Origin of the sequence: Achromobacter sp. Bel (assembly GCF_012928505.1) — a bacterium.
Lineage (GTDB): Bacteria > Pseudomonadota > Gammaproteobacteria > Burkholderiales > Burkholderiaceae_B > Achromobacter.
This window is the reverse complement of record NZ_JABBJN010000022.1, coordinates 1-24,828: the sequence shown is the minus strand read 5'-3', so window position 1 is coordinate 24,828 and position 24,828 is coordinate 1. Positions and strand designations below refer to the sequence as shown.

The window sequence follows — 24,828 nt, the reverse complement described above, 5'->3', positions numbered from 1 at the left end:
CACCGGGATATCGCTCATCCCTTCAAATGATTGCTGACCATTTCATGTGCGGCCGCATCATGCGTGCCGGCCATAGCAATATGCTGAAGGCGTGCGAGATAACTTATTCACGTAAGTTGCATTCCCTGACGGAACTTGTATCCGCGGGATGCAGCCTAACTGGAAAGGGCCCCGATCGTGCTTCATGGTTGATGTGTGGCGAAAGCAACATAACACCAGGCCGACAATGCTTATCGCTGGTTTGTCTAGTAAAGCGCAGGCACTGAGGCACAATGGGGACACGTAGGGACGTGCTGAATTTTTCGCGTGTTGTCGGAGGTTTCTGTGCAAAACATCGTCGAAGGCTTCAAGTCGCAGTATGCAAAAGAGCAGGAATCAGAACTCTCGCTTGAGGAGTATCTGAACCTCGCTAAACGCGATCCCATGGCGTACGCCAGCCCCGCTGAGCGCATGCTGGCGGCGATCGGCGAACCCGAAATCGTGGATACGCGCAACGACCCACGTCTTTCCCGTTTGTTTTCCAACCGGACCATCCGGCGCTACCCTGCGTTCCAGGAGTTCTACGGCATGGAGGACGTGATCGGACAGATCGTCGCGTTCTTCAAGCACGCCGCTCAGGGGCTGGAAGAGCGCAAGCAAATCCTTTATCTGCTGGGACCGGTGGGCGGCGGCAAGTCGTCCATCGCGGAACGGCTCAAGGCCTTGATGGAAAGCTATCCCATCTATGCCTTGAAGGGTTCGCCCGTTAATGAAACGCCGTTGGGCCTGTTCCATCCGGAACGCTTCGGTGACACGCTTGAAAAGGAATACGGCATTCCGCGGCGCTACCTGAGCGGCATCATGTCGCCCTGGGCGGTCAAGCGCTTGAAGGAATTCGACGGCGACATTTCGCAGTTCCGTGTCGTGCGCCTGAATCCGTCGGTGCTGCGCCAGGTCGCCATCGCCAAGACCGAGCCGGGCGACGAGAACAACCAGGACATTTCGTCGCTGGTCGGCAAGGTGGACATCCGCAAGCTGGACCGCCATTCGCAGGACGATCCGGACGCCTACAGCTACTCCGGCGGGCTGTGCCTGGCCAACCAGGGGCTGCTTGAGTTCGTGGAAATGTTCAAGGCCCCGATCAAGATGTTGCACCCGCTGTTGACGGCGACCCAGGAAGGCAACTTCAAGGGCACGGAGGGCTTTTCCGCGATTCCGTTCAACGGCGCGATCCTGGCCCACTCGAACGAGTCCGAATGGCAGACCTTCCGCAACAACAAGCACAACGAGGCGTTCCTTGACCGTATCTATATTGTCAAGGTGCCTTACTGCCTGCAGGTGTCCGAAGAAGTCCGCATCTACGAAAAGTTGCTGCATCACAGCTCGCTGTCGGCCGCCCCGTGCGCGCCGGGAACACTGGACATGATGGCGCAGTTCTCGGTGCTGACCCGTCTGAAGGAACCCGAGAACTCCAGCATCTATTCGAAGCTGCGCGTCTATGACGGTGAAAGCCTGAAGGACGTGGACCCGAAGGCCAAGGCCTTGCAGGAATACAAGGACTACGCCGGCACGGACGAAGGCATGAACGGGGTGTCCACGCGTTTCGCGTACAAGATCCTGTCCAGCGTCTTCAACTACGACCAGACGGAAGTGGCGGCCAACCCGGTGCACCTGATGTATGTGCTTGAGCAACGGATCGGCCGCGAGGACTATCCCGAGGAAATCCGCCGGCGCTACCTGGAGTTCATCAAGGGCTTCCTGGCGCCGCGTTATGCGGAGTTCATCGGCAAGGAAATCCAGACCGCATACCTGGAGTCGTACTCCGAGTATGGCCAGAACATCTTCGACCGCTACGTGACGTTTGCCGACTGCTGGATCCAGGACGAGGAATTCCGCGATCCTGAAACCGGCGAGAGCTTCGACCGCAGCGCCTTGAACGACGAACTGGAGAAGATCGAAAAGCCGGCGGGTATTGCCAACCCGAAGGACTTCCGCAACGAGATCGTGAACTTCGTGCTGCGGGCGCGCGCCAACAACAATGGCCGCAACCCGACGTGGACCAGCTATGAAAAGCTGCGCGAAGTGATCGAGAAGAAGATGTTCTCGAACACGGAAGATCTGCTGCCGGTGATTTCGTTCAACGCCAAGGCCTCGGCCGAGGACAAGTCGAAGCACCAGAGTTTCGTGGATCGCATGGTTGAAAAGGGGTACACGGAAAAGCAAGTCCGTCTGCTGTGCGAATGGTATCTCCGTGTGAGGAAGTCTTCCTGAGCGAGGTGAATCATGAATTCACTGATCGATCGCCGTCTTAACGGGCGCAATAAAAGCGCCGTCAACCGTGAGCGCTTCTTGCGGCGCTACAAGGACCAGATCCGCAAGGCGGTTCACGGGATGATCCGTGACCGCTCGATTCAGGATATGGATCAAGGCGGAGAGATCAACCTGCCCGCCCGGGATATTTCCGAGCCGACGTTCCGGCACGGATCGGGCGGCGACCGCGAGATGGTGCACCCTGGCAATCGTGAATTCGCCAAGGGCGACACCATCGACCGGCCGCAGGGCGGGCAAGGCGAGGGCGGGTCCGAACCCGGCGAAGGCGAATCGGTAGACCAATTCACCTTCAGCCTGTCGCGGGCCGAATTCCTGAACCTGTTCTTCGAGGATCTGGAACTGCCGCACCTGGCGCGCAACCAGTTGGGCGAAGTCAGCCAGAAGAAATGGCAGCGCGCCGGCTACACCACGACCGGCTCGCCCAGCATGCTGAGCATCAGCCGTACGCTCAAGTCGTCCTTGGCGCGGCGGGTGGCGCTGAACGTGAAGGCGCGCGCCGATCTTGAAGACGCCGAGGCCGCCCTGGCCAAGGCCCTTGCGGCGGGTGCGCCCGCCGCCGAGATCCGCACGCTGGAGCAGGACGTCGAGGACTGCCGCGAGCGCCTTGCCCGCGTGCCGTTCCTGGACGACCTGGACCTGCGCTACCGCAACCGGGTGTCGGTCGCCATTCCGATGGCGCGCGCGGTCATGTTCTGCCTGATGGACGTGTCCGGGTCCATGGACGAAGGCAAGAAGGACCTGGCCAAGCGCTTCTTCACGCTGCTGTATCTGTTCCTGTCGCGCAAGTACGAACACGTGGATCTGGTCTTCATTCGCCACACCGACAACGCTGAGGAAGTGGACGAGCAGACGTTCTTCTACGACCCCAAGAGCGGCGGCACCATCGTGCTGTCCGCGCTGGAGCTGATGCGCGAGATCCTGGAAAAGCGCTATCCGCCGGCAGCCTGGAACGTCTATGCAGCGCAGGCCAGCGACGGCGATTCGTTCGGCGCCGACGCCGGCAAGAGCGCGCGCTTCCTGGCGGAGCACCTGCTGCCGTCGACACGCTATTTCGCCTACATAGAAATCCCCGACTCGCAAGAGGCTCGCAAGAGCAGCCTGTGGGCGGAGTATGAACAGAAGCTGGAGCCGCATTTCGTCATGCGGCGCATCTGCGACCGCGGCGAAATCTTCCCCGTGTTCCATGACCTGTTCAAGAAGGAAACCGCATGAATGCCATCGTGGGTGCTCTCGTGGAGCCGGCATCGGCCAGCGGCGCGCGGCCGATTTCCCAAGGTTCCGAATGGACGTTCGAACTGATCCAGTCCTATGACGAAGCGATCTCCAAGGTCGCGGCGGAATTCGGACTGGACACCTATCCGAACCAGATCGAGGTCATCACCTCGGAACAGATGCTGGACGCCTATGCGTCGGCAGGCCTGCCCATCGGCTATCCGCACTGGTCGTACGGCAAGGAATTCATCCGCAACGAGCAATACTACCGCCGCGGCATGCAGGGGCTGGCGTACGAGATCGTCATCAACTCCAACCCTTGCATCTCGTACCTCATGGAAGAGAATTCCATGACGATGCAGGCGCTGGTGATTGCGCATGCCTGCTACGGGCACAATTCGTTCTTCAAGGGCAACTACCTGTTCCGGCAGTGGACCGACGCGGACGGCGTGCTGGACTACCTGGTGTTCGCGCGCAAGTACGTGATGTCTTGCGAAGACCGCTACGGCATCGATGCGGTGGAAGCGCTGCTGGATTCCTGCCACGCGCTGTCGCACCACGGCGTCGACCGCTACAAGCGTCCGACGCCCATGTCGTTCAAGGGCGAGGCCGCGCGCCAGGCCGAGCGCGAAGAACACGCCCGGCTGCAATACAACGATTTGTGGCGCACGCTGCCGCGCCTGGAAACCGACAAGGACACGCGCGCCGAGGCCTCGGTGTTCCCGCCCGAACCCGAAGAGAACCTGCTTTACTTCATCGAGAAGTATTCGCCCAAGCTTGCGCCGTGGCAGAAGGAGCTGGTGCGCATCGTGCGCAAGGTCGCCCAGTACTTCTATCCGCAGTCGCAGACCAAGGTCATGAACGAAGGCTGGGCCACGTTCTGGCACTACACCATCCTGAACCGCTTGCACGAGAAAGGCTTGGTGGACGACGGTTTCATGATGGAGTTCCTGCAAAGCCATACCAACGTGGTCAGCCAGCGCGGCTTCGACGAGCGCGGCTACGGCGGCATCAATCCGTATGCGCTGGGCTTCGCCATGATGTCGGACATCCGCCGCATCTGCGAGGCGCCCACGCCCGAGGACCGCAAGTGGTTCCCGGACATCGCCGGCGGCGATTGGGGCAAGACGCTGGACTTCGCCATGCGCAACTTCAAGGACGAATCTTTCATTTCGCAGTACCTGTCGCCGCGCCTGATCCGCGAATTCCGCTTCTTCGCGATTTCGGACCATCAGGCTAACCCGAAACTGGAAGTGGCCGCCATCCACAATGACGAGGGCTACCGCGACATCCGCCGCCTGCTGGCCGCCCAGCACAATCGCGACAACCAGGTGCCGGACATCCAGGTCGTGCGCTTTAACCGTGATTCCGACCGTTCGCTGGTGCTGCGTCATCTGAAGAGCCGCGGCCGGCCGCTGGCAGGCGATGATGCCGAGCAGGTGATGAAGCACTTGGCCCGCCTGTGGGGCTTCAAGGTGCGGCTGGAAGAAACCGAGCCGGACGGCACGGTCAGCTCGTGCCGGGAGCAGGAAGCGCCAGCCTCCACGTGAAGGCGAGGCAAGGCAAAGGGGACGCTCAGTGCGTCCCCTTTTCTTTGTCGACTTGTGGTGGTCTGCAAGATTCTGCTAGAATCGCGGATTCGCAAATTTCGTAGTGGTGTTTCTGACCCGCTTCGACGTGAGCAATTAGGACAGGTGGCCGAGCGGTTGAAGGCGCACGCCTGGAAAGCGTGTATACGTCAAAAGCGTATCGGGGGTTCGAATCCCCCTCTGTCCGCCAAGAATGAAAAAAGCCCCTGACTTCGAAAGAAGTCAGGGGCTTTTTGTTTTGCCCTCGTGCAAAACGGGCCGCGTCCAACGTAAGGCGCACTCGCCAATCAGGCGCCCCGGGGGTTGCGCGAAAAGATCACGCTTACGGATTGCTCGGCCGTTTGCTTGAGGGTGACATCCGCGCTTGGGCGGCCAAGCTGGATTGCGGCGAGCCCCAGCACCCACAGCGGGCCGATGAGCGGGATCGCGCTGATGACGCCGTGGCGCAAATTCACGAACGGGTTGGCGGGCTCGCGCACGAATCGGCTGCTTAGCCCGGCAGCGGCGATCATCGCCTGCACACGCTGCAGGGTGCGATCGCTCTCAATGACGTTCTCAAGAAAGAAGTCTTCGCGTTTGCGGAGCAATGACTGTAGTTCGTCGTCGCTCAGCGTGTTCATGAAGTACGTGCGCGCAAAGGGCATGGAAGGTCCGGTAGCGGAGATGTCCTCGGCACATTAGACGATAGGCGAGCCGTGCGTAACGGCCGATCATCAACCCGCGCTGAATGATTCATCAGAACGTCTCCAGTCTGTCACATCGGTCTCGTAATCTCTCAGCCTTTCGTCAGCCAACTTTCAATCGGCTGACAAATTGCTTGCCCGATCCTCCGTCAAACCAAGAGACTCCGATGTCCTACCTAACTGACAAATTGCGTGCGCCCTACCGTGAAGCCCGGGGGGAAGTGACTGTTCCTGGCCAGATGTTCGACGAGATCGTCGCCGCCAATCCCACCCGCCGGACGCTGTTGAAGAACAGTTTCGGGCTGTCCGTCCTGTCGGTGTTCGGCGTGACGGCACTGGCCGGCTGTAGCAGCGACGACGATGACGACGATTCGGCGCCGACGCCCGAACAGCCCACGCCCGAGACGCCTGTCCCGACGCCCGAGCCGGGCCCCGACTATTCCGTCACGTTCAAGCCGCTGGGCGACAAGATCGTGGCCGACACGGTCACGGTTCCAGAAGGCTATGTGGCCGAAGTGCTGTATTCGGCTGGCGACAAGTGCGTGATCGGTTCGGCCGGTTATCTGGGCGTGCCGCAGTCGTACCCGGCCACCGAGACCCAGGCCGGCGGCCAGCATGACGGCATGCATTTCTATGCGCTGGAAGGCGTGGATCCCAACCAGGGCGGCCTGTTGGTGCTGAACCACGAGAGCCTCGACAACAGCACGCTGGACGTTACCGTCGAAGGGGTGAAGACCCGTCTGTCCAACGTGGGCGTGTCGGTCGTTGAAATCGCGCGCGACAAAGATGGGAAGTGGGCCGTCAAGGCCGATTCCCGCTACAACAAGCGCTATACCGGCAACACCGTCTACAACGTGGGCGGCCCGGCCGCGTCGGTCGTGGGCGCGACGGTCGTGGGCACGCTGAACAACTGCGCCAGCGGCAATACGCCGTGGGGCACCTACCTGACCTGCGAAGAGACGACCGACAATTACCTGGATCCCACGCAGCCCGAAACCGGCTACGGCTGGGTGGTCGAGATCGACCCCAGCACCCCGGGCTCGACGGCCGTCAAGCGTACGGCGATGGGCCGGTTCGACCACGAGAACACCGCCTTCATGGCCGACGAGAACAACCGCGTCGCGTTCTACATGGGCGACGACGGCACGCCGGGCTGCATCTACAAGTTCGTGCCCAGCAAGCCCTATGACGCGGCCAACCGCGCCAACAACAGCAAGCTGCTCGACGAAGGCACGCTGTATGCGGCGCGATTCAACGATGACGGCAGCGGCAACTGGGTCGAACTGACGGTGGGCAAGAACAACCTGATCGTGGGCGCCATCGATCCGGGCAACTACACGCAGGTGCGTCCGACCGACGTCCCCACCAACACGCTGATCGATTTCAACAGCCAGGCCGACGTGTTGATCAACACCAAGGCGGCTGCCCGAGTGGCGGGCGCGACGCTGATGGATCGTCCCGAGTGGATCACGGTGGGTGTGGACAAGACGGTCTATTGCACGCTGACCAACAACAGCAGCCGCCGCCGCACCAGCGCCGCCAATCCTCGCGTGACCAACCGCCACGGCCACATCGTGCGCTGGAAAGAGCGCGGCGACTCGCCGCTTGCCACCACGTTCGAATGGGAGCTGCTGCTCTTGGCTGGCCAGGATGCCGCCGACGGCGCGGCTTCGAACATCACGGGCAACATCAAGGGCGACGAGTTCTCCAGCCCCGACGGCATCCGCGTGGACCCGCAGGGGCGCCTGTGGGTGCAGACCGATGCCGGCACCGGGACCGACGTCACCAACATCTTCGGCAATAATTCGATGTACTACATCGACCAGAAGACGGGCGAGTCCAAGCGCTTCCTGGTGGGGCCGCTGGGTTGCGAGATTACCGGCATTGCGTATACGCCGGACCTGACGACGTTCTTCATCAACATCCAGCATCCCAACCGGGATTGGAACACGCTGCGGGCGGGCGGCGGCGACGCACGTTCGGCGACCGTGGTGGTGCGCCGCCAGGACGGCAAGCCCGTCGGCGCGTGACGCGCTGAACGCACCCGATGCGCGCGACGCATCGGACGCGTGACGGCCTGGAACAGGAGGGGGCTTCCCCTGCCGTTCCAGGCCGTCAACGTTTCAGTTCTCGAGTTTGACCGCGCCGCTGTCCAGCAGCTTTTTCCATTTGGCGCTGTCCGCCTGGATGAACTGCAGCAGGTCTTCGCGCGAGCCGCCGCCCGCGACCATGCCTGCGTTGTCCAACGCGGCGCGGAATTCCGGCGTGTCCAGCGCGCCGCGCAAGGCCGCGTTCACCTGATCCAGCTGGGCAGCGGGCAGGGTGCTGCCGGCCGCCACCGAGAACCATTGGCTGGCCTCGTATCCGTTGAAGCCCGACTCGGCCACGGTCGGCACATCGGACAGGCTGTCCAGCCGGTAGGCGGTGGTGACGGCATAGGCTTTCAGGACGCCGGCCTTGATCTGCGGCATGACGGGCGCGGAGCCCAGGATCGCCAACGGGATCTGGCCGCCCGCCACGTCCGCGACGGCTTGGCCGCCGCCCTTGTAGGGAACGTGCACGATGCGGGTGCCTGCATATTGGTTCAACAGTTCGCCGGCCAGGTTTTGCGAGGTGCCGTTGCCTGAACTGCCGTAGCTCCACGCATCGGGATGGGCGCGGGCGTCGTCCAGCACGGCTTGGAGCGACGGCTTGGCCTGCTTGGCGGGGCCGACGATCACCATGGGCCCTTGCGCCATCAGGATCACTGGCGCCAGTTCGCGGCCGACTTCGGGTTGGGGCGACGGATAGATCAAGGGCCCGGGCACGGTCAGCAGATAGCCGTCGCCGGGTTTGCTGCGGGCCACCAGCTGCAGCGCGATGGCGCCGGCGGCGCCCGGCCGGTTTTCAACGATGACGTTCAGGCCCGTGCGGCGCGCCAGCTCTTGCGCGGCGATACGGGTCAGGACGTCGGCGGTGCCGCCCGGCACGAAGCCGATCACCCATGTGATCTGCTTGGCGGGCCAGTCCAGCGGTTTATCGGCCGCGCGGACGGCGACGGCGGGCAACGCGGCGCCAAGCAGCAGCGCGGCGAATCGGATAGCGAACTTCATATTTTCCCCTTGTATGGTTCTGGTCTGCTATCGGTTGGAACGCCGGGCCTTCAAGCGGGATCCGGCTTTCCCGGCGGCGTATTCGGATGCGCGGCGCAGGACGCATTGAACGCCTGCACCATTTTCAGGATCGGACCGAGCACCCAGGTGTTGTAGATCAGGATGTCGCTTTCTTCCTTGGGGTCCTGCTTCAGATTGAAGAGATAGGGGGATTCCAGTTTTCCCTTGCCTTCGTTGACCTCGGGCTCCCAATAGAAGTGCAGCTTCCAGTCGCGCCATTTGACCGCCCGCAGGTCGTTCTTGATGTAGAACAGGAAGCCCTCGCGCTGTGACGCGGCGGAGGCGCCGGTGAAGAAATCGGTCTGGTCGACACCGTCGATGGGGCGGTCTTGCGGAATCTCCGCGCCGCCGATGCGGCACAGCGTGCTGTAGAGGTCGGTGACGTGGACGATGTCGTTGGACACCCGGCCGGCCTGCACGTGGCCGGGCCAGCGGATGATGAAGGGCACGCGCAGGCTGCCTTCCATGGCGGTGTGGTACGTGCCTGTCCAGGGGCCGGCGGTGCCGCGGTAGGGTTTGCGGAATTCCGGGCCGTTGTCGCTGCAGAAGATAAAGACGGTGGAGTCGCGCAGGTCCAGGTCATCGACGGCTTGAACGATCTGGCCGACGCGGTGGTCCATCTCCACCATGGAATCCGCGAAGTCGCCGGCACCCGTGCGCCCCGCGAACTCGGGATGCGGCAAGGTGGGGAAATGCAGGTGCACCAGGGGCAGGTAAAGGAAGAAAGGACGTTGTGCTTCGGCGTGTTGACGCATGAAGCCGACGGAACGGTCCACCAGTTCCTCGTCGATATGGCGGCGGGTGTCCAGATCGTAGAGCTTGACGTTTTCGGACGGCTGGCCGGCCTGGCCTTGCATGATGTAGGGCAGATCGGCTACGGACGGGTCGAAGCCGATCGATGAGGTGAATTGGCTTTCGTCGGTGGTCCGCGGGATGCCGTACCACTCGTCGAATCCGCGGTCGGAGGGATAGCGGCCCGGCACGTCGCCCAGGTGCCATTTGCCGTAGTGGGCGGTGGCGTAGCCCTGTCCCGACAATTGCTGCGCCAGCGTGATCTCGTCGCGTGCCAGCCCTTGCGGCAGGCCGGGCGGCACGGATTGCAGGCAGCCGGTGCGGATGGGGTGGCGGCCGCTCATCAGCGCGGACCGCGTGGGCACGCAATCGCTTTCGACGTTGAAGTTCTGCAGCAGAAGCCCTTCGGCGGCCAGGCGGTCGATATGGGGCGTGGGGGCGCCGCGCAGGGCGCCGCCGCCATAGCAGCCCAGCTCGCCCCATCCCAGGTTGTCTGCCACGATCAATACGATATTGGGTCTGTGTTCCATTGTGCCGCCTAGGTGGTCTTCGGGTTGTTCCCAGGCATTCTAGAAGCGCAGGTGCGTCGTAATATTCCAAAAGGTGCTTGAACACATAACCGTCATTTATGAATCTGTCGTTGCGGGACATCGAATATTTCCTGGCCTGCGTCGAGCACGGCAATCTGGACCGCGCCGCTGCCGCTTGCGGGGTCAGCCAGCCGGCCTTGTCCAAATCATTGCAGCGGCTGGAGGCCGATACGGGCCTGGCGCTGCTGGACCGTGGCGGCCGCGGGCTGCGCCTGACGTCGGCGGGGCTTGCTTTCAAGGGGCACGCGGAAAAGCTCCAGGCCGAATATCGCGACGCCGTGCGGCACGCGATGGAGTTGCGGGTGGGCGAAGCGGGGTTGCTGCGCATCGGCGCAACCGGCGCGACGGTGGACAGCGTGGTGACGCCCGCGTTGCAGCGCCTGCTGCCGCAGCGCCCGGCGCTGCGGGTTCAACTGACGCAGGGCCTGTCCGACGATCTCAACGACCAGGTCGCCAGCGGCAAACTGGACTTGGCGGTAACACCGATCTACGCCGACGTGCCGGCGACGCTGCATCAGGAATTGATCAAGGAAGACACGTTGTGCGTGGCGGCCGCGCGAGGGCATCCGCTGGCGGGCCGCCGCAAGCTGGCCCTGCGCGATCTGGCGGGCCAGCGCTGGATCCTGCCGCGGCCGACATCCATCGCGCGCAAGGCGCTGGATGCGCTGTATGCCGAAGCCGGGTTGGACCTGCCCGTGGCCGCGCTGGAGGTGCAGCATTTTTCACGGGGCACCCTGGCACTGCTGGCCGAATCGGATCTTCTGGCCGTGCTGCCGCAGAGCGCGCTGGGCGCAGGCATGGACATCGCGGTGCTGCCCGTCGCGCTGGGCAAGCCATTGCGGCGCAGCATCGCGCTGATCACCCGGCGTGCGACGACCTGGTCGCCGCTGATGAAGGAGTTTCGCGCGGTGGTGATGGGCGGCGTGCGCTAGCATATCGACCTTCATTCCTAGAGCGCAAAGCCATGTCCCCATCGATTGCCCATGCCCGTGCCGGCCAGACCTTGGGGCTGGAAATGGAAATGGCCGTGGCCCGCCTGGACACGGGCGAGAGCCATCCGGTGGACGGCTACTTTGAGCGTCTGGCGGGCCTGAAAGCCGCGCGAGGCGAGGCCCCGGCGCTGTCGCGCATCGGCGAGGCGGCGGTGGGTGTTTCGGTGGCCGCGGGAGAAAGCGGCCTGGACAACGGGTTCAATCTGCTTGAGACGGCGTTCGCGCCCGTGGCGCATGCGCAAGGCGGGCTGGCGGAACTGGCTCGCCGCGTCACGCGCGAACTGGAAGATGCGGCGCAGGCGCTGGACGCCGAAGGCGCGGCGGTGCTGAACGTGTCGGAGCATCCGGCATGCACGCTGGACCCCGGCTGGTATGCGGCCGTGCAGGTGCCTCGGCCGATCTATCGCGAACTGGTCGGGCACCGCGAATGGCTGCACCGCGCCGGCATCGACGCCAAGGCGCAGAACAGCCCCTGCACGTCGGTTGATATCCGCGAGGCGGCCCGCGCCTTGAATGTGGTGCTGGGGCTGGCGCCGGCAAGCATCGCGCTGTTTGCCAACAGCCCCTTGGAGTGCGGGCGCATCACCGGCTTCAAAGAGAACCGCATGACGCTCTGGGACCGGATGTTTCGCCATTCCCGCTATGCCGGCGACCACTTTCTGCAACGCCTGCCCGAACGGCCCTTCGCCGACCTGGGCGACCATTTCCGTTGGATGTTCGGCCCCGAAACCGCCAGCCGTTGCCTGCCGCTGACCGTCGAAGACGGCTACAAGTCGGCGGCGGGCGTCTACCTGCAAGGCGGTCCGTCGCTGACGCGCTTTCTGGCGTCTGGCGGCTGGCCCGGCCGGCGCACCGATACGGGCGAAGCCATCACGCTGACGCCGCAAGGCGGGCACTTCGAGTATTCGCAATTCGCGCATTTCCTGGATGCGCGCTGGCGGTATCGCCTGGACTCGCATCCGGACCTGGATGCGTTGCGCGATGCCTGGCGCCGGCCGGGCGGCATTGAAGCGCTGTATGAGGGCCTGGGCGTCGTCGGCTATATCGAGGGGCGCGCGCCGGGGGCCGGGTTCGCCGATGCGCAATTGCTGCAGGACGCGGGCCGTCCGGTGGCGGCTACGACGGTCATGGCGCCGTCCGCGCTGCAACTGGGCCTGATGCGCAACCTGGCGCAGGCCGAGGACCTGCTGCGGTCATGGGGCTGGCTGCGCCTGCGCGCCATGCGGGCCGATGCGATGCGCCACGCGCTGGACGACGACGCCGTGCATGCGCTGGTTCGCGATGTGCTGGCCGTGGCCGAAGGCGGGCTGGACGGCGACGAGCGCCACTGGCTGGACTATGCCCGCTATGTGGCCGATACGCGTTGTACTGGCGCGGATCGGCTGTTGCGCTTGTGGCGCGGACTGGACGGCAATTCGGACCAGTTGGCGGCGGTCTGTCGCGCCCGTGCCGTGGTGCCGCTCTAGGCGCCAGCGTTCGTGGGGGAAGGGCTTGGGGGATGAAGTAAACGTAGGTAATATGGCGCCTCGTTCATCCCTATGCTTACAGGGCCCCATCCGCGCGGCGGAGCGCCGGGCCCGGCAGAACCCAAGATCGTGTCAGAACCCCAATTCGCCCGGATACTCTCCGACCTTGGCCGGTCGTTGGGCATTCCCGCTCTGGCGCCGTCAGAAGCGGGGCTGTGCCAATTGGCGTTCGACGGCAGGCACCTGGTGCAATTGATGGAGCAGGGCGCGCGCGCGCAGATCCTGCTGTCGTGCGCCGTGGGCGCAGGCAAGATGGATGGAGCGCAGGCGTTGCTGGCCGCGCAAAGCAATTTCCTGCAAGCGGGCGCAGGCGCCGTCGCGTGCGCGGCGCCCGACGGCAGCATGCACCTGCAGCTGGGCGTGCCGCGTGCGGATTGCGCCGCGGACACGCTGCTGGCCGCGATCGACGCGCTGCTCAATCAGGTGGAAACTTGGGAAAAGCGCCTGGCGCGCGCCGAACCCGACGTGGATGCGCTGCGGCGAGACCCCGCTTTCATGATGCAGTCGGTCTAGGCCGACACCGGCCAGGCCGGTCAGCTTGCCTTCTGGATCACGCCCTTGAGCGAATCCGCGATCTGCTTGGTAATCGTGCTTTGAATTTCGATCAGCATCGTCCATTGCTGGATCTGCTGCTGCATCTGCAGCATGTCCGCCTGCGACACGCTACCGTCGGCGTTCGTGCGCATGTTGGACAGCGTGGTCTGCAGATTGCTTTCCTGCGAGCGGATGCTGTCGTAGAGGGTGCTGTTGACGCTATTGAAATTCAGGCCGGACGAGCCGGTGAGTCCGTTCAGTGCCATGGGGAGTCTCCTTAGCGGTTCAAAGGGGGAAACGGCGCGGACGCAAAGGCGCCAGCGGGGGAAGTCGGATCGGGGACGCTGGCCAGCACGGCGCGGGCGGCTTGCGCGGCATCCGCGATGGCTTGGCAATGCTGGAATGTGGCGGGCGGCAGCCCCCGGCCCAGACGGGTGCGGGCGTCGTCTTCCAGCACTGCCAGACGCGCTGCCAGCGTATCGCGCAGCGCGGCGCCGCCGGGGGCGGCCAGGCGTTGTTCCAATTCGGTCAAGTCGGCAGGGTTGTTCATGCGTCGCTTGGGAAAGGTCGGAAAATGGATGGGCAGGCCGTAAGGCGTCATCGGCGCGTCAGCGCGTCACGATGGCGGTGCGCGGCCCTTCAAAAATGATGCGGGTGTTCTCCACGGCAACCAGCCGATACTTGCGGTAGACACCGCCGACCAGCAGCTTGCTGCCGTCTTCCAGCACCACGAACGGCTGCGCGCCGCCCACGACGCTGCGGATCACGAACGGCACGCTGTCGGCGGCGGGGGCGACGCCCGCGGCGGCGAGCCGGGCGACATTCAGGTAGCTTTTATTGAAGTCGGCGACCAGTTCCTGCAGGCGCGCCTGCTGGTCATCATCCAGCGCGCCGGGCTCCACTTGCAGGTGATCGGGCTTCCACGCCAGCAGCACGCCCGACAGTCCGGCATCCACCAACTGGCTGGAAAACGTGTCGCTCAGCTGCTGCGTCAGGACGATGTCGTTGCCCAGCACCGTCAGGCCGGGCAATTGCGCACGCAGCGCGTCCATCGCCGATGCGCGCTCGCGCGCGCTGCTGGCGATGCCGGCGACGTTGAGCCTGCCTTCGCCTTGATACTGGGGATCGTACTTGACGTTGAAGCCGCGCAGCGCCGCGCGCGCCGTGCGCACGACCTCGTCTTCGTTGCTGATGCGCATCGCCGGCATGGGCCAGATCTGCGACATCGCGGACGCCACGGCATCCTGCTCCGCCGCGTTGCGCACCCATCCCGAGACGGTGACCGTGCCATCGCGCGACAACGAAATATGCAGGCGCGACGCCAGCCCCATGCGTTCGAATACCGCCGAGATCTGGCCGACCGATTTTTCGGCGGCGGCCAGCCTCGGGTCGGGCGTGGGCGCGCGCTTGGCGGTGGATTCCGGGATGAGCGCCAGCACGATGGCGACCAGGATGGTCAAGGCCACTGCGGCCAGCCCCAGCACCATCGGCCAGGAATCGCGCTTGCGCCGGCGTTGCGCGGGCGGCATCGGCAAGCGGCGTTCCAGTTCCTGGCTTTCGTCGTGGGCGGGCGCGGCCGACGGCGCCGGCGTACCGGCGGGCGGCGCCTGCACGGCGTGCGCCACGGCGGCCGCGCCGCCCTGGGCGTCGTTGGCGGCGTCCGGCGCGTTCGCCCATGGATCGTTGCGGCGCGCCACGGTAATCCATACCGGACCCAGGGGGACAGGACGGTTGAAAGGCGTGACCGGCGGTTTGCCGGGCGGGAGATCGTCTACGGCCAAGTCCCAGCCGTCAGTGCCGATGCGCACGCGCGCCGCGCGCGGCCCCATGCCATCGTCGGCTAGCACGATGTCGCAGGCCGGGTCGGCGCCCAGCATCAAGCCGTCTTCCACCAGGCAGCGCGCATCGCGATGCAGGCCGCTCAGGACGCGCAGTTCCAGCGCTTCGCTCATGGTCGGGCTCCGGCGTGTTCCATGGTCACATGTCCACCCGAGCCAGGGGTTGCACGTTGATCTCCTGGGTCAGCTCCTGATAGCTCAGCACCGGCAGGTCGTAGAGGTCTTGCTCGATCATCTTGCGCAGATACCGGCGGATGTCCATCGACGTCAGCAGGACAGGCTTCTGGGCGGCGGCCGTGAGGTCGCCCGTGGCGCGCTTGATGTTCTCGACCAGCTTCTTGGAGGCGCCCGGGTCCAGCGCCAGGAAGCTGCCGGCCGACGTCTGGCGGATGGCGCCGCGCACGGTCTCTTCGACATTCGGCGCCAGCAGGTAGGCGGGCAGGATGTTCTGGCCGCTGGAATACTTGTAGCTGATGTGGCGCTTCAACGACACGCGCACGTATTCGGTCAGCAGCACGGAATCTTTTTCCTTCTGGCCCCACTCGATCAGCGCTTCCAGCACCGCGCGCAGGTTGCGCACCGAGATGTCTTCGGACACCAGCCGTTGCAGGATTTCCGCGATCTTCTGCACCGGCATCACGCGCAGCGCTTCCTTCACCAGATCAGGGAAGCGGTCTTCCATCGCGGTCAGCAGGAAGCGGGTTTCCTGGATACCGATGAAGTCCGACGAATACTTCTTCAGCACGAACGCCAGATGCCAGGTCAGCACCTGGTGCGGATCCAGGTAGGGAATGCCGGCGGCCGCCAGCTTGGGGGCGAATGCGGCGTCGACCCAGAGGGTGGGCACGTCCGGCAGGAAGCGCTTGTCCGCCTCGTAAGGCACTTGCAGCGCCTGCAGGTTCAGTTCGGTATCGCGGGCCAGCACCGCGCCGGGGCGCAGCTTGCCTTGCGACACCGGCACTTCAGACAACAGGATGTTGTAGCTGTCTTCCGGCAGCGCGTCGTTGAAGCGCAGTTGGATGCCGGGGAACGGCACGCCCAGGTCGAAATACAGGGCGCGGCGGATCTTCAGCAGTTCCTGGTTCAGTTCGTCGGCGTTGAAGCTGCGCTGCAGGGGCGCCGCCACGTCGATCATCAGCGGCAAGGTGGGCGCGAATTCCGCGCTGCCGTCGGTGCGCGGCTTGGCGGCGGGCCGCTGCCCGTCCGCGGCCAGGCCGGGGATGCCGGTGATCTCCCCGCCTTCCGAGTCTTCTTCTTTCCGCCCGCCGCGCAACAGCACGAAACCGATGGTGCCGACGACGGCGGCCAGTGCCAGGAAAGTCAGCGTGGGCATGCCGGGGATCAACCCCATGCCGACCGCGATGGCGGCGGCGATGAGCAGCGCGCGTGGCTGGGCCAGCACCTGGGCGCCGATGTCCTTGCCCACGTTGGAGGGGGCGTCGCCGGTCTGCACGCGAGTGACGATGATGCCGGCGCAGATGGCGATGAACAGCGCCGGGATCTGCGCGATCAGGCCGTCGCCGATGGTCAGGATGGAATACACCTGGACGGCTTCGCCGGCAGTCAGGTTGCGCTGCATGGTGCCGATCAGGATGCCGCCCAGAAGGTTCACCGCCACGATGATCAACCCGGCGATGGCGTCGCCTTTCACGAACTTCATCGCGCCGTCCATGGCGCCATAGAGCTGGCTTTCCTTTTCCACCGTGGAGCGGCGCTTGCGGGCCTCGTCCATGTCGATGGTGCCGGCGCGCAAGTCGGCGTCGATCGACATCTGCTTGCCCGGCATGGCGTCCAGCGAGAAGCGGGCGGCGACTTCGGCGACCCGTTCCGCGCCCTTGGTGATGACGACGAACTGCACGATGGTCAGGATCAGGAACACCACCAGGCCAACGATCAGGTTGCCGCCCACGACGAAGTTGCCGAAGGTCTCGATGATGTGGCCCGCGTCGCCCTGCAAGAGGATCAGGCGGGTGGTGGCGATCGAGATGCCCAGCCGGAACAGCGTGGTGACCAGCAGCACCGACGGGAACGACGAGAACGCCAGCGGCGACGGCAGGTACATGGCCACCATCAGCAGGATGGCCGACAGGGTCATGTTGGTGCCGATCAGCACATCGACCAGCGCCGTCGGCAGCGGCAGGATCATCATGAAGATGATCGACACGATCATTACCGCCAGGACGATGTCGTTGCGGCTGGTGGCGGCGGCGACGAGGCGGTTGAGGACTTGCATGGGGCGGCTCAAGTCGGTTCGCTTCGAGGTTGGGCGGCGGTGGGGCGCAGCGCGACATAGGCACGCATGGCGGCCGCGGCTTCATCGCCGCGCGCCAGGGCCTGCAGGGTCTGCGAGCGGATCAGGTGGAAGGGCGCATCGACGCCGCCTTGCATGGCCAGTTGGTCCAGCGTGGACAGCGCCGTGTCGGGTTTGCCGGCCCGCAATTGGGCCAGCGCCAGCGTGGCGAGTTGCCGCGCATCGGCCAGGCCGAGCGCCTGAAGCGCCTTCAGCAGCACCACGGTCTTTTCCGGGCGGTTGTTCTCAAGGTAGACGTAGGCCAGCAGCCCGAGCAGTTCTCGGGTCTCGTCGGCCAGGGGAATTGGCATGTTCATCCTTGATACAGCGCGCTTCGGTACATCGTGACCAGATCGCGCAACCCGGCTTCGTCTTTCAGCAGGCGCACGGCGCGGTTCAGCGCGCGGGCGTCCTCGGAGCCGTCGGCCTGCGCCTGGTCGGCCGCCGCGCCCAGCGTATCCAGCGCCGATTGCAGCGCCTGCTGGAACCGCCCCGGCATGAGCAGGTCGCGGTTGCCCGGTGCCGGGCGCAGGCAGTCGTCCAGGTAGCGGGCGGTCGTGGGCTTGTCCAGCAATTGCGCCAGTTGGGCGCGGATGCCGTCCGCGGGCGGGGGCAGGTCCTGGCGGTCGGGCAGTTGCTGGCCGCCGGCTTCGCGGCCGGCGTAGGAGATGCTGTCGATGCCTCGGTCGAACGCCAGGCCGCTGATGCGCATATCGGACATGTGGGTTCCCTGTCTCTCGTAGTCAGTCGTCGCGCGCGGCGTCCAGCCAGCGCGACAGGGTGTCGACGGTCTGCATCAGCGCGCGGGCGTCGGCGTTTGCGCCGGCCACGCGGGCAACCGCCAGCAAGCGGGGTACGCCTTCCTGCTCACGCAGCGCGGCTTGCACCGCCAGTCCGTCCAGCCGCGAATAGTGGGCGCGCCGCCAAGCCCGCAGCAACCGTTCGGTGGCGTCGTAAGGGGCGGGGTCCGACACGTAGACCAGGACCTCGTCGCCCGCAGGCTCGATCGCCACGCGGCGGCCGGATGCAAGCTCCAGCGCCACGTTGCCGCCCGCGCCGAGCGCCAGTCCGGGCATGCCGATGCCGGCGCCGAACTCGCGTAGCGTGTCGTCCAGGCCGTTCATTCGTATTCCTCGTCGATCGCCGCATCCAGCGCGTGCTGCGCCGCGTTCAAGACGCCATGCCGGGCATCGGCGTCCGTGTAAACCGGAAGCGGCAAGTCTTTCAGTACGGCGCGCACGCCGCCCAGGAAGGCGATCCGGCCCGCCACGGTGTCGACGCCATGTGACGAGGCGAGGGTCGTGAACCGGGATTCGGACACCCATTTCTCCTGGCTGATGCGCACCAGATCCTGCATCAAGCGGTCGGGGGCCACGTCGGCGCCATGTTCCTGGCGCAGCCTGACCGCCAGGTCCGCGGCGCCGTCCAGCACGGTGGCGGCGGTGCCCAGTTGGTACAAGTCCTGTATCAGCGCCTGCAGGCGGTCAGGGCTGGCCGACGGACGCGCCGCGGCCAGGTCGTGGCCTAGCGCCTGGATCAATTGCTTCAGGCCGCGCCCGATCTCTTTGCCGCCGAAGCGTTCCAGCGCCAGGGCCAGTGTCTTGGCCAGCGACGATTCGCCCAGTACGACGTCGCGGTAGGTCCGCTGGAATTCCGCCACGCCGCGCGGGTCGGACGCGAAACCGCCTGCGGCGTTCACGGTGTTCAGCCCCGCGCGGATCTGCGGGCCGCTGCCCAGCTCCATATCGGCCAACGCATCGCGCAGGCCCTCCAGGGTCGCTTCCGACGCGCCTTGCCGCTCGCCTTGGCGCAGCGCGTACTGCAAGCCCAGATACTGCTGCGTGGGATCGCCGAACGCCTGGCCGGCGGCTTGGCGGGGATCGGCATGGCCTTGCAGCAATTGCTGGGCAAGGCCGTCGAGCTTTTGCTGACCTTCGGTGTCGTGCGCGTCGGCCAAATAGGCCAGGACCGCTTCGGTGCCCAGTTGTTGCAAGGGGCTGTCGCGGCGCACCTTGCGCTGGGCATGGTGCTTGTCTTCGGCCTTGCCCGCCATGTGCAGGCTCATTTCCTCGGCCGCGTCCGCCAGCGACACCTCGCCCGGCGCCAGCACGGCGGTCTGGCCCAGCATCGTGCCGGCCTGCTGCTCTCCGTATTGGATGCCGGCATGCGAGGAAGACAGGGAATAGGCGGAAGAGGGCAGGCCGGCGTCGATACGGTTCATAGGGCAAGTCAGGCTGCGGGGCATAGGCCGCGCATCGTCAGTGGTAGTAACGGTTGGCTCGGGAAAGTTCCAACTATCTGGCTTGGGAACCAAGGGACGGACGTTTGTTACCTACCCGGTGGCGACGTCGCCGCGGCAAATTCGCCGCGGACAATCCTGTGGACTTCGGGTTTTCCCTCGGTGGTCGTCGGGAAAGGCGCTTGCAGCGCCACGCTTCAAGGAGAGGAAGGATGTCTACGATTTCTGGAATGGGTATCGGCGGGGTGGCGGGGATGGACCTGTCGGCGCCGGACCTGGAAAGCGCGCTGCTGATGCTTCAGAGTCAGCGCGCGCAGTTGCTGGGGGAAGCACTGCGCCAGCAAATGGACTCGGTCGCGGACTGCAACGCGCAGGTCGCTGGGCTGAATGGCGCCATGGCCGGCAAGCTTGCCGAAAACCAGGCCTTGTCGGACGCCAATGCGCAGATGCAGGGGCAGATCGAGAAAATGGCGGCGAATCCCGGCGGTGGGCAAGGCGCCGACATCCCGGCGTTGCAGGCAAAGATGGATGCCAACAGCAAGATGATCGACGCGAACACGCAGGCCCTCGCCGAGATGAAGAGTGACTTGAATGCGCTGGCCAGCCAACTGAAGGACGAGACACAGCGCTTGGAGAGCATGACCGCAAAGCGCGACGGCGTTGCCGACATGCTGGCCGATCTGCTCCAGAAGATGCAGGACAGCCGGTCGAAGATCCTTGCCAATATGCGGTGAAGAAAAGGGGACGTGTTAAGTCCGGCGCGGGAAGGGCGCTTGGAACTTCCTTCACGATTTACGAAAAAACGCGGAACCGAAGCCGCTGTCCCGTTACTTACCTTGCATCGCCGGTCACACCAACTTGAATGCCGGGGCAGCGCCCGGATGAGGAGAACATCTTGAACATGAACATCAATAGCGCCAGTGTCGGCGGAATCGCCTCGATGAACCTGGCCAGCATGGACATCGAGACTGCGCTCATGATGGTGCAGAGCGAGCGCACCAAGTTGCTGGACGCGCAATTGCAGACGCAGATCCAGGAAGTGCAGAACCGTAACGCGTTGATGGGCGAATTGAATACGCTGCTTTCCAGTCTGAACGCGCTGCTGGGGCAGTTTCCAAGCGACGCCAAGGGGACCGACAAGCTTGAATCGTCGGACAGGAACCAGGCGCTTGCCACCGACGCCGCGAAGCAGGCATTCAAACTCGGCCAAGACCCGTCGCCCATTTCGGCGATAGCGATCAAGGACGCCGCCGGTAATGTCACCGGGGCGACGGTGACCGGCTTGCCTACCCGCAGCGAGGTGGACGCTGCCATCACCAAGGTCAAAGGCCAGGTCGATGCTGCCGGCAACAGCCAGCAGATGGACATGCTGCGCCTGCAAAGCATGTCGAACAAGCGCAACGAGGCCTTCGATGTGATGACCAACTTCGTCAAGAAGATGCAGGATTCGCGCGCGTCGATCATCGGCAACATGCGCTGAACCGTCTATCTCAACCACCAAGAAAACACCGCTTTCGCGCTGGAGAACGGCAATGGCCGACACGCAAGACCAACATATCCAGGACCTGATCGGCCGCGCCGATGAAGCCATCCGTATCGCTCGCCGTTCCCTCGAGGAAGGCGACGACAAGTTGCGCGCCCTGGGCCTGGACCCGGAAAAGGTCCGCGCCACGCTGGACGCGCAGCCGATGACGGCCGAGCAGCGAGACGAGGCGCAAGCGCTGTTCCGCCAGGACATGCAAGCCATCCAGAGCCACGCCGAGCAGGAATCCGCTTATGCGCGCCAGCGCAGCGAGCCGCGCGCCTCGGCCGGCGCCGCCAAGCGTCCGCGCAACCTGGTCTGAATCCCGAACCCGATCCGAGCCAAGGAGTATCGAGATGATCAGCGTCAGCACCGGTGGCATCAACCCTGCGCTTCTGAATCCGTTGCCCGAGGCGTCGGCGCCTGTGGCCGGCTCGAGGATCCCGCAACTGGATACCGCGCAGCTCATGCAAAAGAAGATGGGCGCGCCGGACGAGATGACCAAGAAACTGGCCGCCATGGGACTGACGTCGCCGGCAAACGCCTCGGCGTCGGCGCCCGCCATGGAAGCCATGCTCAAGGCGCTGGGCGACTCGTCGGGGTTCGTCGGCACGGACATCCAGGGGGTGATGGAGCTGTTCGCGAAGCTGGCCAGCGAGCAGCGCACTGCGGCAATGGCCGCACGTTTGGAAGCGATGCAAGGTCAGGCGGATGCGCTGCAGGGTGCTGCCGACAAGATAAAGCAGGCGGCGCAAGATCGGATCGCCTCGGCGATCGCGCAAGGTGCCTTGCAGATCGCGAGTGGCGTTATCCAGATGGGATCGGCAGTGGCGGGGCGGATGAATGGCGATGCGATGTTGAAAGCGGCCCAGGCCGCCGACAGCCAGAGTCAGATTGAAGCCAATTCGAAGTTGCACGACCTGGCTATATCGGAAGCCGATGCGCGAGTGCGCGAGGCCTTTGCGCAAAGCGCCAATGACATGATGCCGCAGATGATGGATGTCATCAGAGACATCCGGGACAAACTGGCCTCCCTGTCGCAGATCGAGTCCTCGCGCGGCCTGATCCGTAACGTCTGAGCCTGAAGGAACCTATCGCCATGTCTTCGTCCCCTTCGCAGCGTTCGGCCTTCGGCGAGCAGCTTTTCGACGGCCTTGGGGCCTTGCCGGGAAGCCAGCGGTTCACCGCCGATCAGCTTGAAGTGATCTATGCGCTGGCCTACGCCCATGTGACGCAACGGCAGTATGCGCAGGCCCTGCCGATGTTCGCTTTCCTGTCGCAGTACGGCCCCACGCGCAAGCACTACCTGGCCGGCCTGGCGCTGTGCCTGCAGATGCAGGCCCGCTACGACGAGGCGATCCGCATCTATTCGCTGATCGGAACGCTGTTCCCGGTGACGCCCGAAGCGGTGTTGCGCGTCGCCGAATGCCAGTTGGCGCTGGCGGATGTGCCCGCCGCGCAGGCCAGCTTGCGGATGGTGGCGGAATACGCGCAGGCCGACGCGGCCCATGCGGCCCTGGGCGAGCGGGCGCGTTCGCTGTTGGCATTGACGGAAAAGGAGGCTCGTCCGTGACACGGGAACACCATGAACGATAGGGCAGGCAGCCTTCCCGCAACAGCCGTCTCGGATGAGACGGCTTTTGTACTTGTGGCGGACGACGCCCGGCTGCTTGCCGAAGTCGGCTTCCTGGCCAGCGGCCGGGGCGATGCCGCACGCGCCGAAATCATCTTTTCCGCCTTGCGCCGCCTGCGTCCCGGCCAGGCCTACCCCCTGGTCGGCTTGGCCGTGACCTGGATGAACGCCGGCCGCGCGCCCGATGCCGTGACGCTGCTGGAAGGTGCGTTCGTGGCCGATCCGGCCGAGCGCGCCTTGCTGGACGCCTGGCGCGGATTCGCGCTGCAACTGGCCGGCCGCAACGGCGAAAGCCGACGGCTGCTGGAGTCGGTCGCGCGCGGCGAGGGCGATGGCCCGCGGCTGGCGCGCGGCCTGCTCGGCCACCCCCCGGACGGCGCCTGATATGCGCACCGCCACCTCTCATCACCCCGAACGGAGTTAGGGACTATGGAAATCGCCGCCCTTTCGGCCGCGCTGACGACACCCGCAGCCCCTGCGGCAGCGCCGGCGCAACTGGCCATGGAACGGTTCAATGCGGTCATGAACGCGCCGGAAGCCGGCGCACCCGCATTGGCCGGCCTGCACTCGCCGCTGCCGACCATGGTGGCCGCGCCGCTGGATGGCGGGCCGCAAACGCTGGGCAACCAGATCCTGGCCAGCCTGCGCAGCACCACCACCGAATATTCCGAGAAATGGCAGGGCATCTCCGGCCGCCTGGACGCGTTGGGCGCCCAGCCGTCCGTGGCTGACATGATGCGGCTGCAGGCCGAGCTGCTGCAGGTTTCGGTCCACTATGAAATCGTGGGCAAGGCGGTATCGCGCACGACGCAGAACATCGATACGCTGGTCAGGATGTCCTAATGCAAGACGCTGCACTGTTTTCCCGCCGCCCGGCCGCCGCTTTCGGCGTGTTCGCCGCGCGGCTGCGCTTTCTGCTGCTGGGCCTGCTGCTGGTGTTGGCCGCCTGCGGTTCCCGGGTAGAACTGTTTTCCGCCGCCAACGAAAGCGAAGCCAACGAGGTGCTGTCGGTCTTGCTGGATGCGGGCATTTCCGCGCAGAAGGCCAGCACCAAGACGGGCGTCGCGGTGTCGGTCGATGCCCAGCAAGTGGCGCGCGCGCTGGACATCCTGCGCGCCCGCGGCCTGCCGCGCGAACGCTTCGACGGCATGGGGCAGATCTTCCGCAAGGAAGGCCTGGTGTCTTCGCCGCTGGAAGAGCGCGCCCGCTATATCTATGCGCTGTCGCAAGAGCTCACCAACACGCTGTCGCAGATGGACGGCGTGCTGGCCGCGCGCGTGCACGTGGTGCTGCCGGAGCGCGGCGGCGTGGGCGAGAACACCACGCCGTCGACCGCCGCCGTCTTCATCAAGCATCAGACCGGCTACAACCTGGACGCCTTGCAGCCCCAGATACGCAAGCTGGTCACGCACGCCATTCCGGGCCTGACCGAAGACCGCGTGTCCATCGCCCTGGTGTCGGCGCAACCGTCCGCCGCTTCGGGGACAAGCACCGCGACGCGACAGGTGCTGGGCATTGAGGTGGCCGAAGGCTCGTCGGGCGTGCTGGTTGCCTGGCTGTCGGTGCTGGCCTTGCTGGTGCTGGCGTTGGCGGCCGGCCTGGCCTATCTGCTATGGCGCTATGGCGCGCCGGCCAACCGGTCGCGCGTCCGTCGCGACCCCGTCGGCGAGGGTCGCTAGCGATGGCGCTGGCGGCTTTCGTGCTGGACCGTCGGCTGGTGGCGTTCAACCAGTTGCCCAGCCGCACCCTGCATCCCAGCCGCCTGGCGGCGTACGCGGCGCCGTCCCTGCGGGAAGCCGTCGCGCGCGCGCCAGCGCTGGAATCGGCGTGGCACCGGCATTGGTCCCGGGACATCCTGGCCACGCTCGGCTTGCAGGACCGGCCTGTGACGGATCCGGCCCGGCCCGAGCTGGCGCTGGCGCTGCT

26 protein-coding genes, 1 tRNA gene and 1 pseudogene are annotated in these 24,828 nt (G+C 65.1%); 17 read left to right on the top strand and 11 right to left on the bottom strand.

The window, feature by feature from the left end; translation table 11 throughout:
* Nucleotides 1–324: 324 nt before the first annotated feature.
* The 4 genes from HG262_RS15350 (at nt 325) to HG262_RS15335 (ending at nt 5,301) form a co-directional block, all read left to right on the top strand.
* On the top strand, nt 325–2,250 hold the full coding sequence (locus HG262_RS15350; protein ID WP_006226709.1) for a PrkA family serine protein kinase: 1,926 nt from the start codon (nt 325–327) through the stop codon (nt 2,248–2,250).
* A gap of 12 nt (nt 2,251–2,262) precedes the next feature.
* Nucleotides 2,263–3,522 (top strand): YeaH/YhbH family protein, encoded by a 1,260-nt coding sequence (locus tag HG262_RS15345; RefSeq protein WP_169271830.1) that lies wholly within the window; start codon nt 2,263–2,265, stop codon nt 3,520–3,522.
* Complete coding sequence (locus HG262_RS15340; RefSeq protein ID WP_169271829.1) at nt 3,519–5,072, top strand: SpoVR family protein; 1,554 nt, start codon at nt 3,519–3,521, stop codon at nt 5,070–5,072. Before HG262_RS15345 ends, HG262_RS15340 begins: the two co-directional genes overlap by 4 nt.
* A gap of 138 nt (nt 5,073–5,210) precedes the next feature.
* Nucleotides 5,211–5,301, top strand: a tRNA-Ser gene (locus HG262_RS15335).
* Between the two features lie 97 nt (nt 5,302–5,398).
* Here the strand turns inward: HG262_RS15335 and HG262_RS15330 are convergent.
* The gene (locus tag HG262_RS15330) at nt 5,399–5,731 is read right to left on the bottom strand and encodes a hypothetical protein (RefSeq protein ID WP_169271828.1); all 333 of its coding nucleotides are present in this window, start codon (nt 5,729–5,731) and stop codon (nt 5,399–5,401) included.
* 230 nt (nt 5,732–5,961) lie between these two features.
* Between HG262_RS15330 and HG262_RS15325 the strand changes: the two genes are divergently transcribed.
* Nucleotides 5,962–7,824 (top strand): PhoX family phosphatase, encoded by a 1,863-nt coding sequence (locus HG262_RS15325; protein WP_169271827.1) that lies wholly within the window; start codon nt 5,962–5,964, stop codon nt 7,822–7,824.
* Between the two features lie 93 nt (nt 7,825–7,917).
* On the opposite strand, the gene HG262_RS15320 is transcribed toward HG262_RS15325, so the two are convergent.
* Nucleotides 7,918–8,886: a tripartite tricarboxylate transporter substrate-binding protein gene (locus HG262_RS15320; RefSeq protein WP_169271826.1), complete on the bottom strand. Its 969-nt coding sequence runs from the start codon at nt 8,884–8,886 to the stop codon at nt 7,918–7,920.
* 50 nt (nt 8,887–8,936) lie between these two features.
* Nucleotides 8,937–10,268, bottom strand: a complete 1,332-nt coding sequence (locus HG262_RS15315) for an arylsulfatase (protein ID WP_169271825.1) — start codon at nt 10,266–10,268, stop codon at nt 8,937–8,939.
* 98 nt (nt 10,269–10,366) lie between these two features.
* Between HG262_RS15315 and HG262_RS15310 the strand changes: the two genes are divergently transcribed.
* From HG262_RS15310 to HG262_RS15300, 3 genes are all read left to right on the top strand, one after another.
* On the top strand, nt 10,367–11,260 hold the full coding sequence (locus HG262_RS15310; protein ID WP_169271824.1) for a LysR family transcriptional regulator: 894 nt from the start codon (nt 10,367–10,369) through the stop codon (nt 11,258–11,260).
* Between the two features lie 32 nt (nt 11,261–11,292).
* The gene (locus HG262_RS15305) at nt 11,293–12,786 is read left to right on the top strand and encodes a glutamate-cysteine ligase family protein (RefSeq protein ID WP_169271823.1); all 1,494 of its coding nucleotides are present in this window, start codon (nt 11,293–11,295) and stop codon (nt 12,784–12,786) included.
* A gap of 129 nt (nt 12,787–12,915) precedes the next feature.
* Complete coding sequence (locus HG262_RS15300) at nt 12,916–13,359, top strand: type III secretion system chaperone (protein ID WP_348984395.1); 444 nt, start codon at nt 12,916–12,918, stop codon at nt 13,357–13,359.
* Between the two features lie 20 nt (nt 13,360–13,379).
* On the opposite strand, the gene HG262_RS15295 is transcribed toward HG262_RS15300, so the two are convergent.
* From HG262_RS15295 to sctW, 8 genes are read right to left on the bottom strand one after another with little or no spacing between them, the layout of a single operon-like run.
* Complete coding sequence (locus tag HG262_RS15295) at nt 13,380–13,646, bottom strand: EscF/YscF/HrpA family type III secretion system needle major subunit (protein WP_169271821.1); 267 nt, start codon at nt 13,644–13,646, stop codon at nt 13,380–13,382.
* Between the two features lie 11 nt (nt 13,647–13,657).
* A complete protein-coding gene (locus HG262_RS15290; RefSeq protein WP_169271820.1) occupies nt 13,658–13,930 on the bottom strand; it encodes an EscE/YscE/SsaE family type III secretion system needle protein co-chaperone in 273 nt (90 codons plus the stop codon).
* A gap of 58 nt (nt 13,931–13,988) precedes the next feature.
* Nucleotides 13,989–15,332, bottom strand: a complete 1,344-nt coding sequence (gene sctD, locus HG262_RS15285; protein WP_169271819.1) for a type III secretion system inner membrane ring subunit SctD — start codon at nt 15,330–15,332, stop codon at nt 13,989–13,991.
* A 25-nt stretch (nt 15,333–15,357) separates the two neighbouring features.
* A complete protein-coding gene (gene sctV, locus HG262_RS15280; RefSeq protein ID WP_169271818.1) occupies nt 15,358–17,451 on the bottom strand; it encodes a type III secretion system export apparatus subunit SctV in 2,094 nt (697 codons plus the stop codon).
* Nucleotides 17,452–17,459: 8 nt separating this feature from the next.
* Complete coding sequence (locus tag HG262_RS15275; RefSeq protein ID WP_211187354.1) at nt 17,460–17,819, bottom strand: hypothetical protein; 360 nt, start codon at nt 17,817–17,819, stop codon at nt 17,460–17,462.
* 2 nt (nt 17,820–17,821) lie between these two features.
* Nucleotides 17,822–18,229 carry a hypothetical protein gene (locus HG262_RS15270; RefSeq protein ID WP_169271817.1) on the bottom strand — a complete coding sequence of 136 codons (408 nt, stop codon included), beginning with the start codon at nt 18,227–18,229 and terminating at the stop codon, nt 17,822–17,824.
* Between the two features lie 22 nt (nt 18,230–18,251).
* Entirely contained in the window at nt 18,252–18,632 is a 381-nt protein-coding gene (locus tag HG262_RS15265; protein ID WP_169271816.1) for a hypothetical protein, read from the bottom strand.
* On the bottom strand, nt 18,629–19,729 hold the full coding sequence (gene sctW, locus HG262_RS15260; protein ID WP_169271815.1) for a type III secretion system gatekeeper subunit SctW: 1,101 nt from the start codon (nt 19,727–19,729) through the stop codon (nt 18,629–18,631). Before sctW ends, HG262_RS15265 begins: the two co-directional genes overlap by 4 nt.
* Nucleotides 19,730–20,001: 272 nt before the next feature.
* Here sctW and HG262_RS15255 point away from each other — a divergent pair, with 272 nt between their 5' ends.
* The 9 genes and pseudogenes from HG262_RS15255 to HG262_RS15215 form a co-directional block, all read left to right on the top strand.
* Nucleotides 20,002–20,481, top strand: coding sequence for a hypothetical protein (locus HG262_RS15255; protein ID WP_169271814.1), 480 nt, complete (start codon nt 20,002–20,004; stop codon nt 20,479–20,481).
* Nucleotides 20,482–20,648: 167 nt separating this feature from the next.
* Entirely contained in the window at nt 20,649–21,227 is a 579-nt protein-coding gene (locus HG262_RS15250; protein ID WP_169271807.1) for a hypothetical protein, read from the top strand.
* Between the two features lie 52 nt (nt 21,228–21,279).
* Nucleotides 21,280–21,591, top strand: coding sequence for a hypothetical protein (locus HG262_RS15245; RefSeq protein ID WP_169271813.1), 312 nt, complete (start codon nt 21,280–21,282; stop codon nt 21,589–21,591).
* Between the two features lie 34 nt (nt 21,592–21,625).
* Nucleotides 21,626–22,348: a hypothetical protein gene (locus tag HG262_RS15240; protein ID WP_169271812.1), complete on the top strand. Its 723-nt coding sequence runs from the start codon at nt 21,626–21,628 to the stop codon at nt 22,346–22,348.
* 20 nt (nt 22,349–22,368) lie between these two features.
* Nucleotides 22,369–22,842 carry a SycD/LcrH family type III secretion system chaperone gene (locus tag HG262_RS15235; RefSeq protein ID WP_169271811.1) on the top strand — a complete coding sequence of 158 codons (474 nt, stop codon included), beginning with the start codon at nt 22,369–22,371 and terminating at the stop codon, nt 22,840–22,842.
* A gap of 12 nt (nt 22,843–22,854) precedes the next feature.
* Nucleotides 22,855–23,286, top strand: coding sequence for a hypothetical protein (locus HG262_RS15230; protein ID WP_169271810.1), 432 nt, complete (start codon nt 22,855–22,857; stop codon nt 23,284–23,286).
* A 45-nt stretch (nt 23,287–23,331) separates the two neighbouring features.
* Nucleotides 23,332–23,745: a type III secretion system inner rod subunit SctI gene (gene sctI, locus HG262_RS15225; protein ID WP_169271809.1), complete on the top strand. Its 414-nt coding sequence runs from the start codon at nt 23,332–23,334 to the stop codon at nt 23,743–23,745.
* Nucleotides 23,745–24,581, top strand: coding sequence for a type III secretion inner membrane ring lipoprotein SctJ (gene sctJ, locus HG262_RS15220; protein ID WP_169271808.1), 837 nt, complete (start codon nt 23,745–23,747; stop codon nt 24,579–24,581). Before sctI ends, sctJ begins: the two co-directional genes overlap by 1 nt.
* 2 nt (nt 24,582–24,583) lie before the next feature.
* A pseudogene (locus HG262_RS15215) lies at nt 24,584–24,828 on the top strand (hypothetical protein); the annotation flags it as partial.

Coding starts and splice junctions, on each gene's coding strand:
- HG262_RS15270 (WP_169271817.1), bottom strand. CDS start 18,229: ATGTCCGATATGCGCATCAGCGGCCTGGCGTTCGACCGAGGCATCGAC.
- HG262_RS15325 (WP_169271827.1), top strand. CDS start 5,962: ATGTCCTACCTAACTGACAAATTGCGTGCGCCCTACCGTGAAGCCCGG.
- sctI (WP_169271809.1), top strand. CDS start 23,332: ATGGAAATCGCCGCCCTTTCGGCCGCGCTGACGACACCCGCAGCCCCT.
- HG262_RS15245 (WP_169271813.1), top strand. CDS start 21,280: ATGGCCGACACGCAAGACCAACATATCCAGGACCTGATCGGCCGCGCC.
- HG262_RS15315 (WP_169271825.1), bottom strand. CDS start 10,268: ATGGAACACAGACCCAATATCGTATTGATCGTGGCAGACAACCTGGGA.
- sctD (WP_169271819.1), bottom strand. CDS start 15,332: ATGAGCGAAGCGCTGGAACTGCGCGTCCTGAGCGGCCTGCATCGCGAT.
- HG262_RS15345 (WP_169271830.1), top strand. CDS start 2,263: ATGAATTCACTGATCGATCGCCGTCTTAACGGGCGCAATAAAAGCGCC.
- HG262_RS15275 (WP_211187354.1), bottom strand. CDS start 17,819: ATGCCAATTCCCCTGGCCGACGAGACCCGAGAACTGCTCGGGCTGCTG.
- HG262_RS15235 (WP_169271811.1), top strand. CDS start 22,369: ATGTCTTCGTCCCCTTCGCAGCGTTCGGCCTTCGGCGAGCAGCTTTTC.
- HG262_RS15250 (WP_169271807.1), top strand. CDS start 20,649: ATGAACATCAATAGCGCCAGTGTCGGCGGAATCGCCTCGATGAACCTG.
- HG262_RS15340 (WP_169271829.1), top strand. CDS start 3,519: ATGAATGCCATCGTGGGTGCTCTCGTGGAGCCGGCATCGGCCAGCGGC.
- HG262_RS15255 (WP_169271814.1), top strand. CDS start 20,002: ATGGACCTGTCGGCGCCGGACCTGGAAAGCGCGCTGCTGATGCTTCAG.
- HG262_RS15330 (WP_169271828.1), bottom strand. CDS start 5,731: ATGAACACGCTGAGCGACGACGAACTACAGTCATTGCTCCGCAAACGC.
- HG262_RS15310 (WP_169271824.1), top strand. CDS start 10,367: ATGAATCTGTCGTTGCGGGACATCGAATATTTCCTGGCCTGCGTCGAG.
- sctW (WP_169271815.1), bottom strand. CDS start 19,729: ATGAACCGTATCGACGCCGGCCTGCCCTCTTCCGCCTATTCCCTGTCT.
- sctV (WP_169271818.1), bottom strand. CDS start 17,451: ATGCAAGTCCTCAACCGCCTCGTCGCCGCCGCCACCAGCCGCAACGAC.
- HG262_RS15295 (WP_169271821.1), bottom strand. CDS start 13,646: ATGGCACTGAACGGACTCACCGGCTCGTCCGGCCTGAATTTCAATAGC.
- HG262_RS15290 (WP_169271820.1), bottom strand. CDS start 13,930: ATGAACAACCCTGCCGACTTGACCGAATTGGAACAACGCCTGGCCGCC.
- HG262_RS15240 (WP_169271812.1), top strand. CDS start 21,626: ATGATCAGCGTCAGCACCGGTGGCATCAACCCTGCGCTTCTGAATCCG.
- HG262_RS15230 (WP_169271810.1), top strand. CDS start 22,855: ATGAACGATAGGGCAGGCAGCCTTCCCGCAACAGCCGTCTCGGATGAG.
- HG262_RS15305 (WP_169271823.1), top strand. CDS start 11,293: ATGTCCCCATCGATTGCCCATGCCCGTGCCGGCCAGACCTTGGGGCTG.
- sctJ (WP_169271808.1), top strand. CDS start 23,745: ATGCAAGACGCTGCACTGTTTTCCCGCCGCCCGGCCGCCGCTTTCGGC.
- HG262_RS15320 (WP_169271826.1), bottom strand. CDS start 8,886: ATGAAGTTCGCTATCCGATTCGCCGCGCTGCTGCTTGGCGCCGCGTTG.
- HG262_RS15265 (WP_169271816.1), bottom strand. CDS start 18,632: ATGAACGGCCTGGACGACACGCTACGCGAGTTCGGCGCCGGCATCGGC.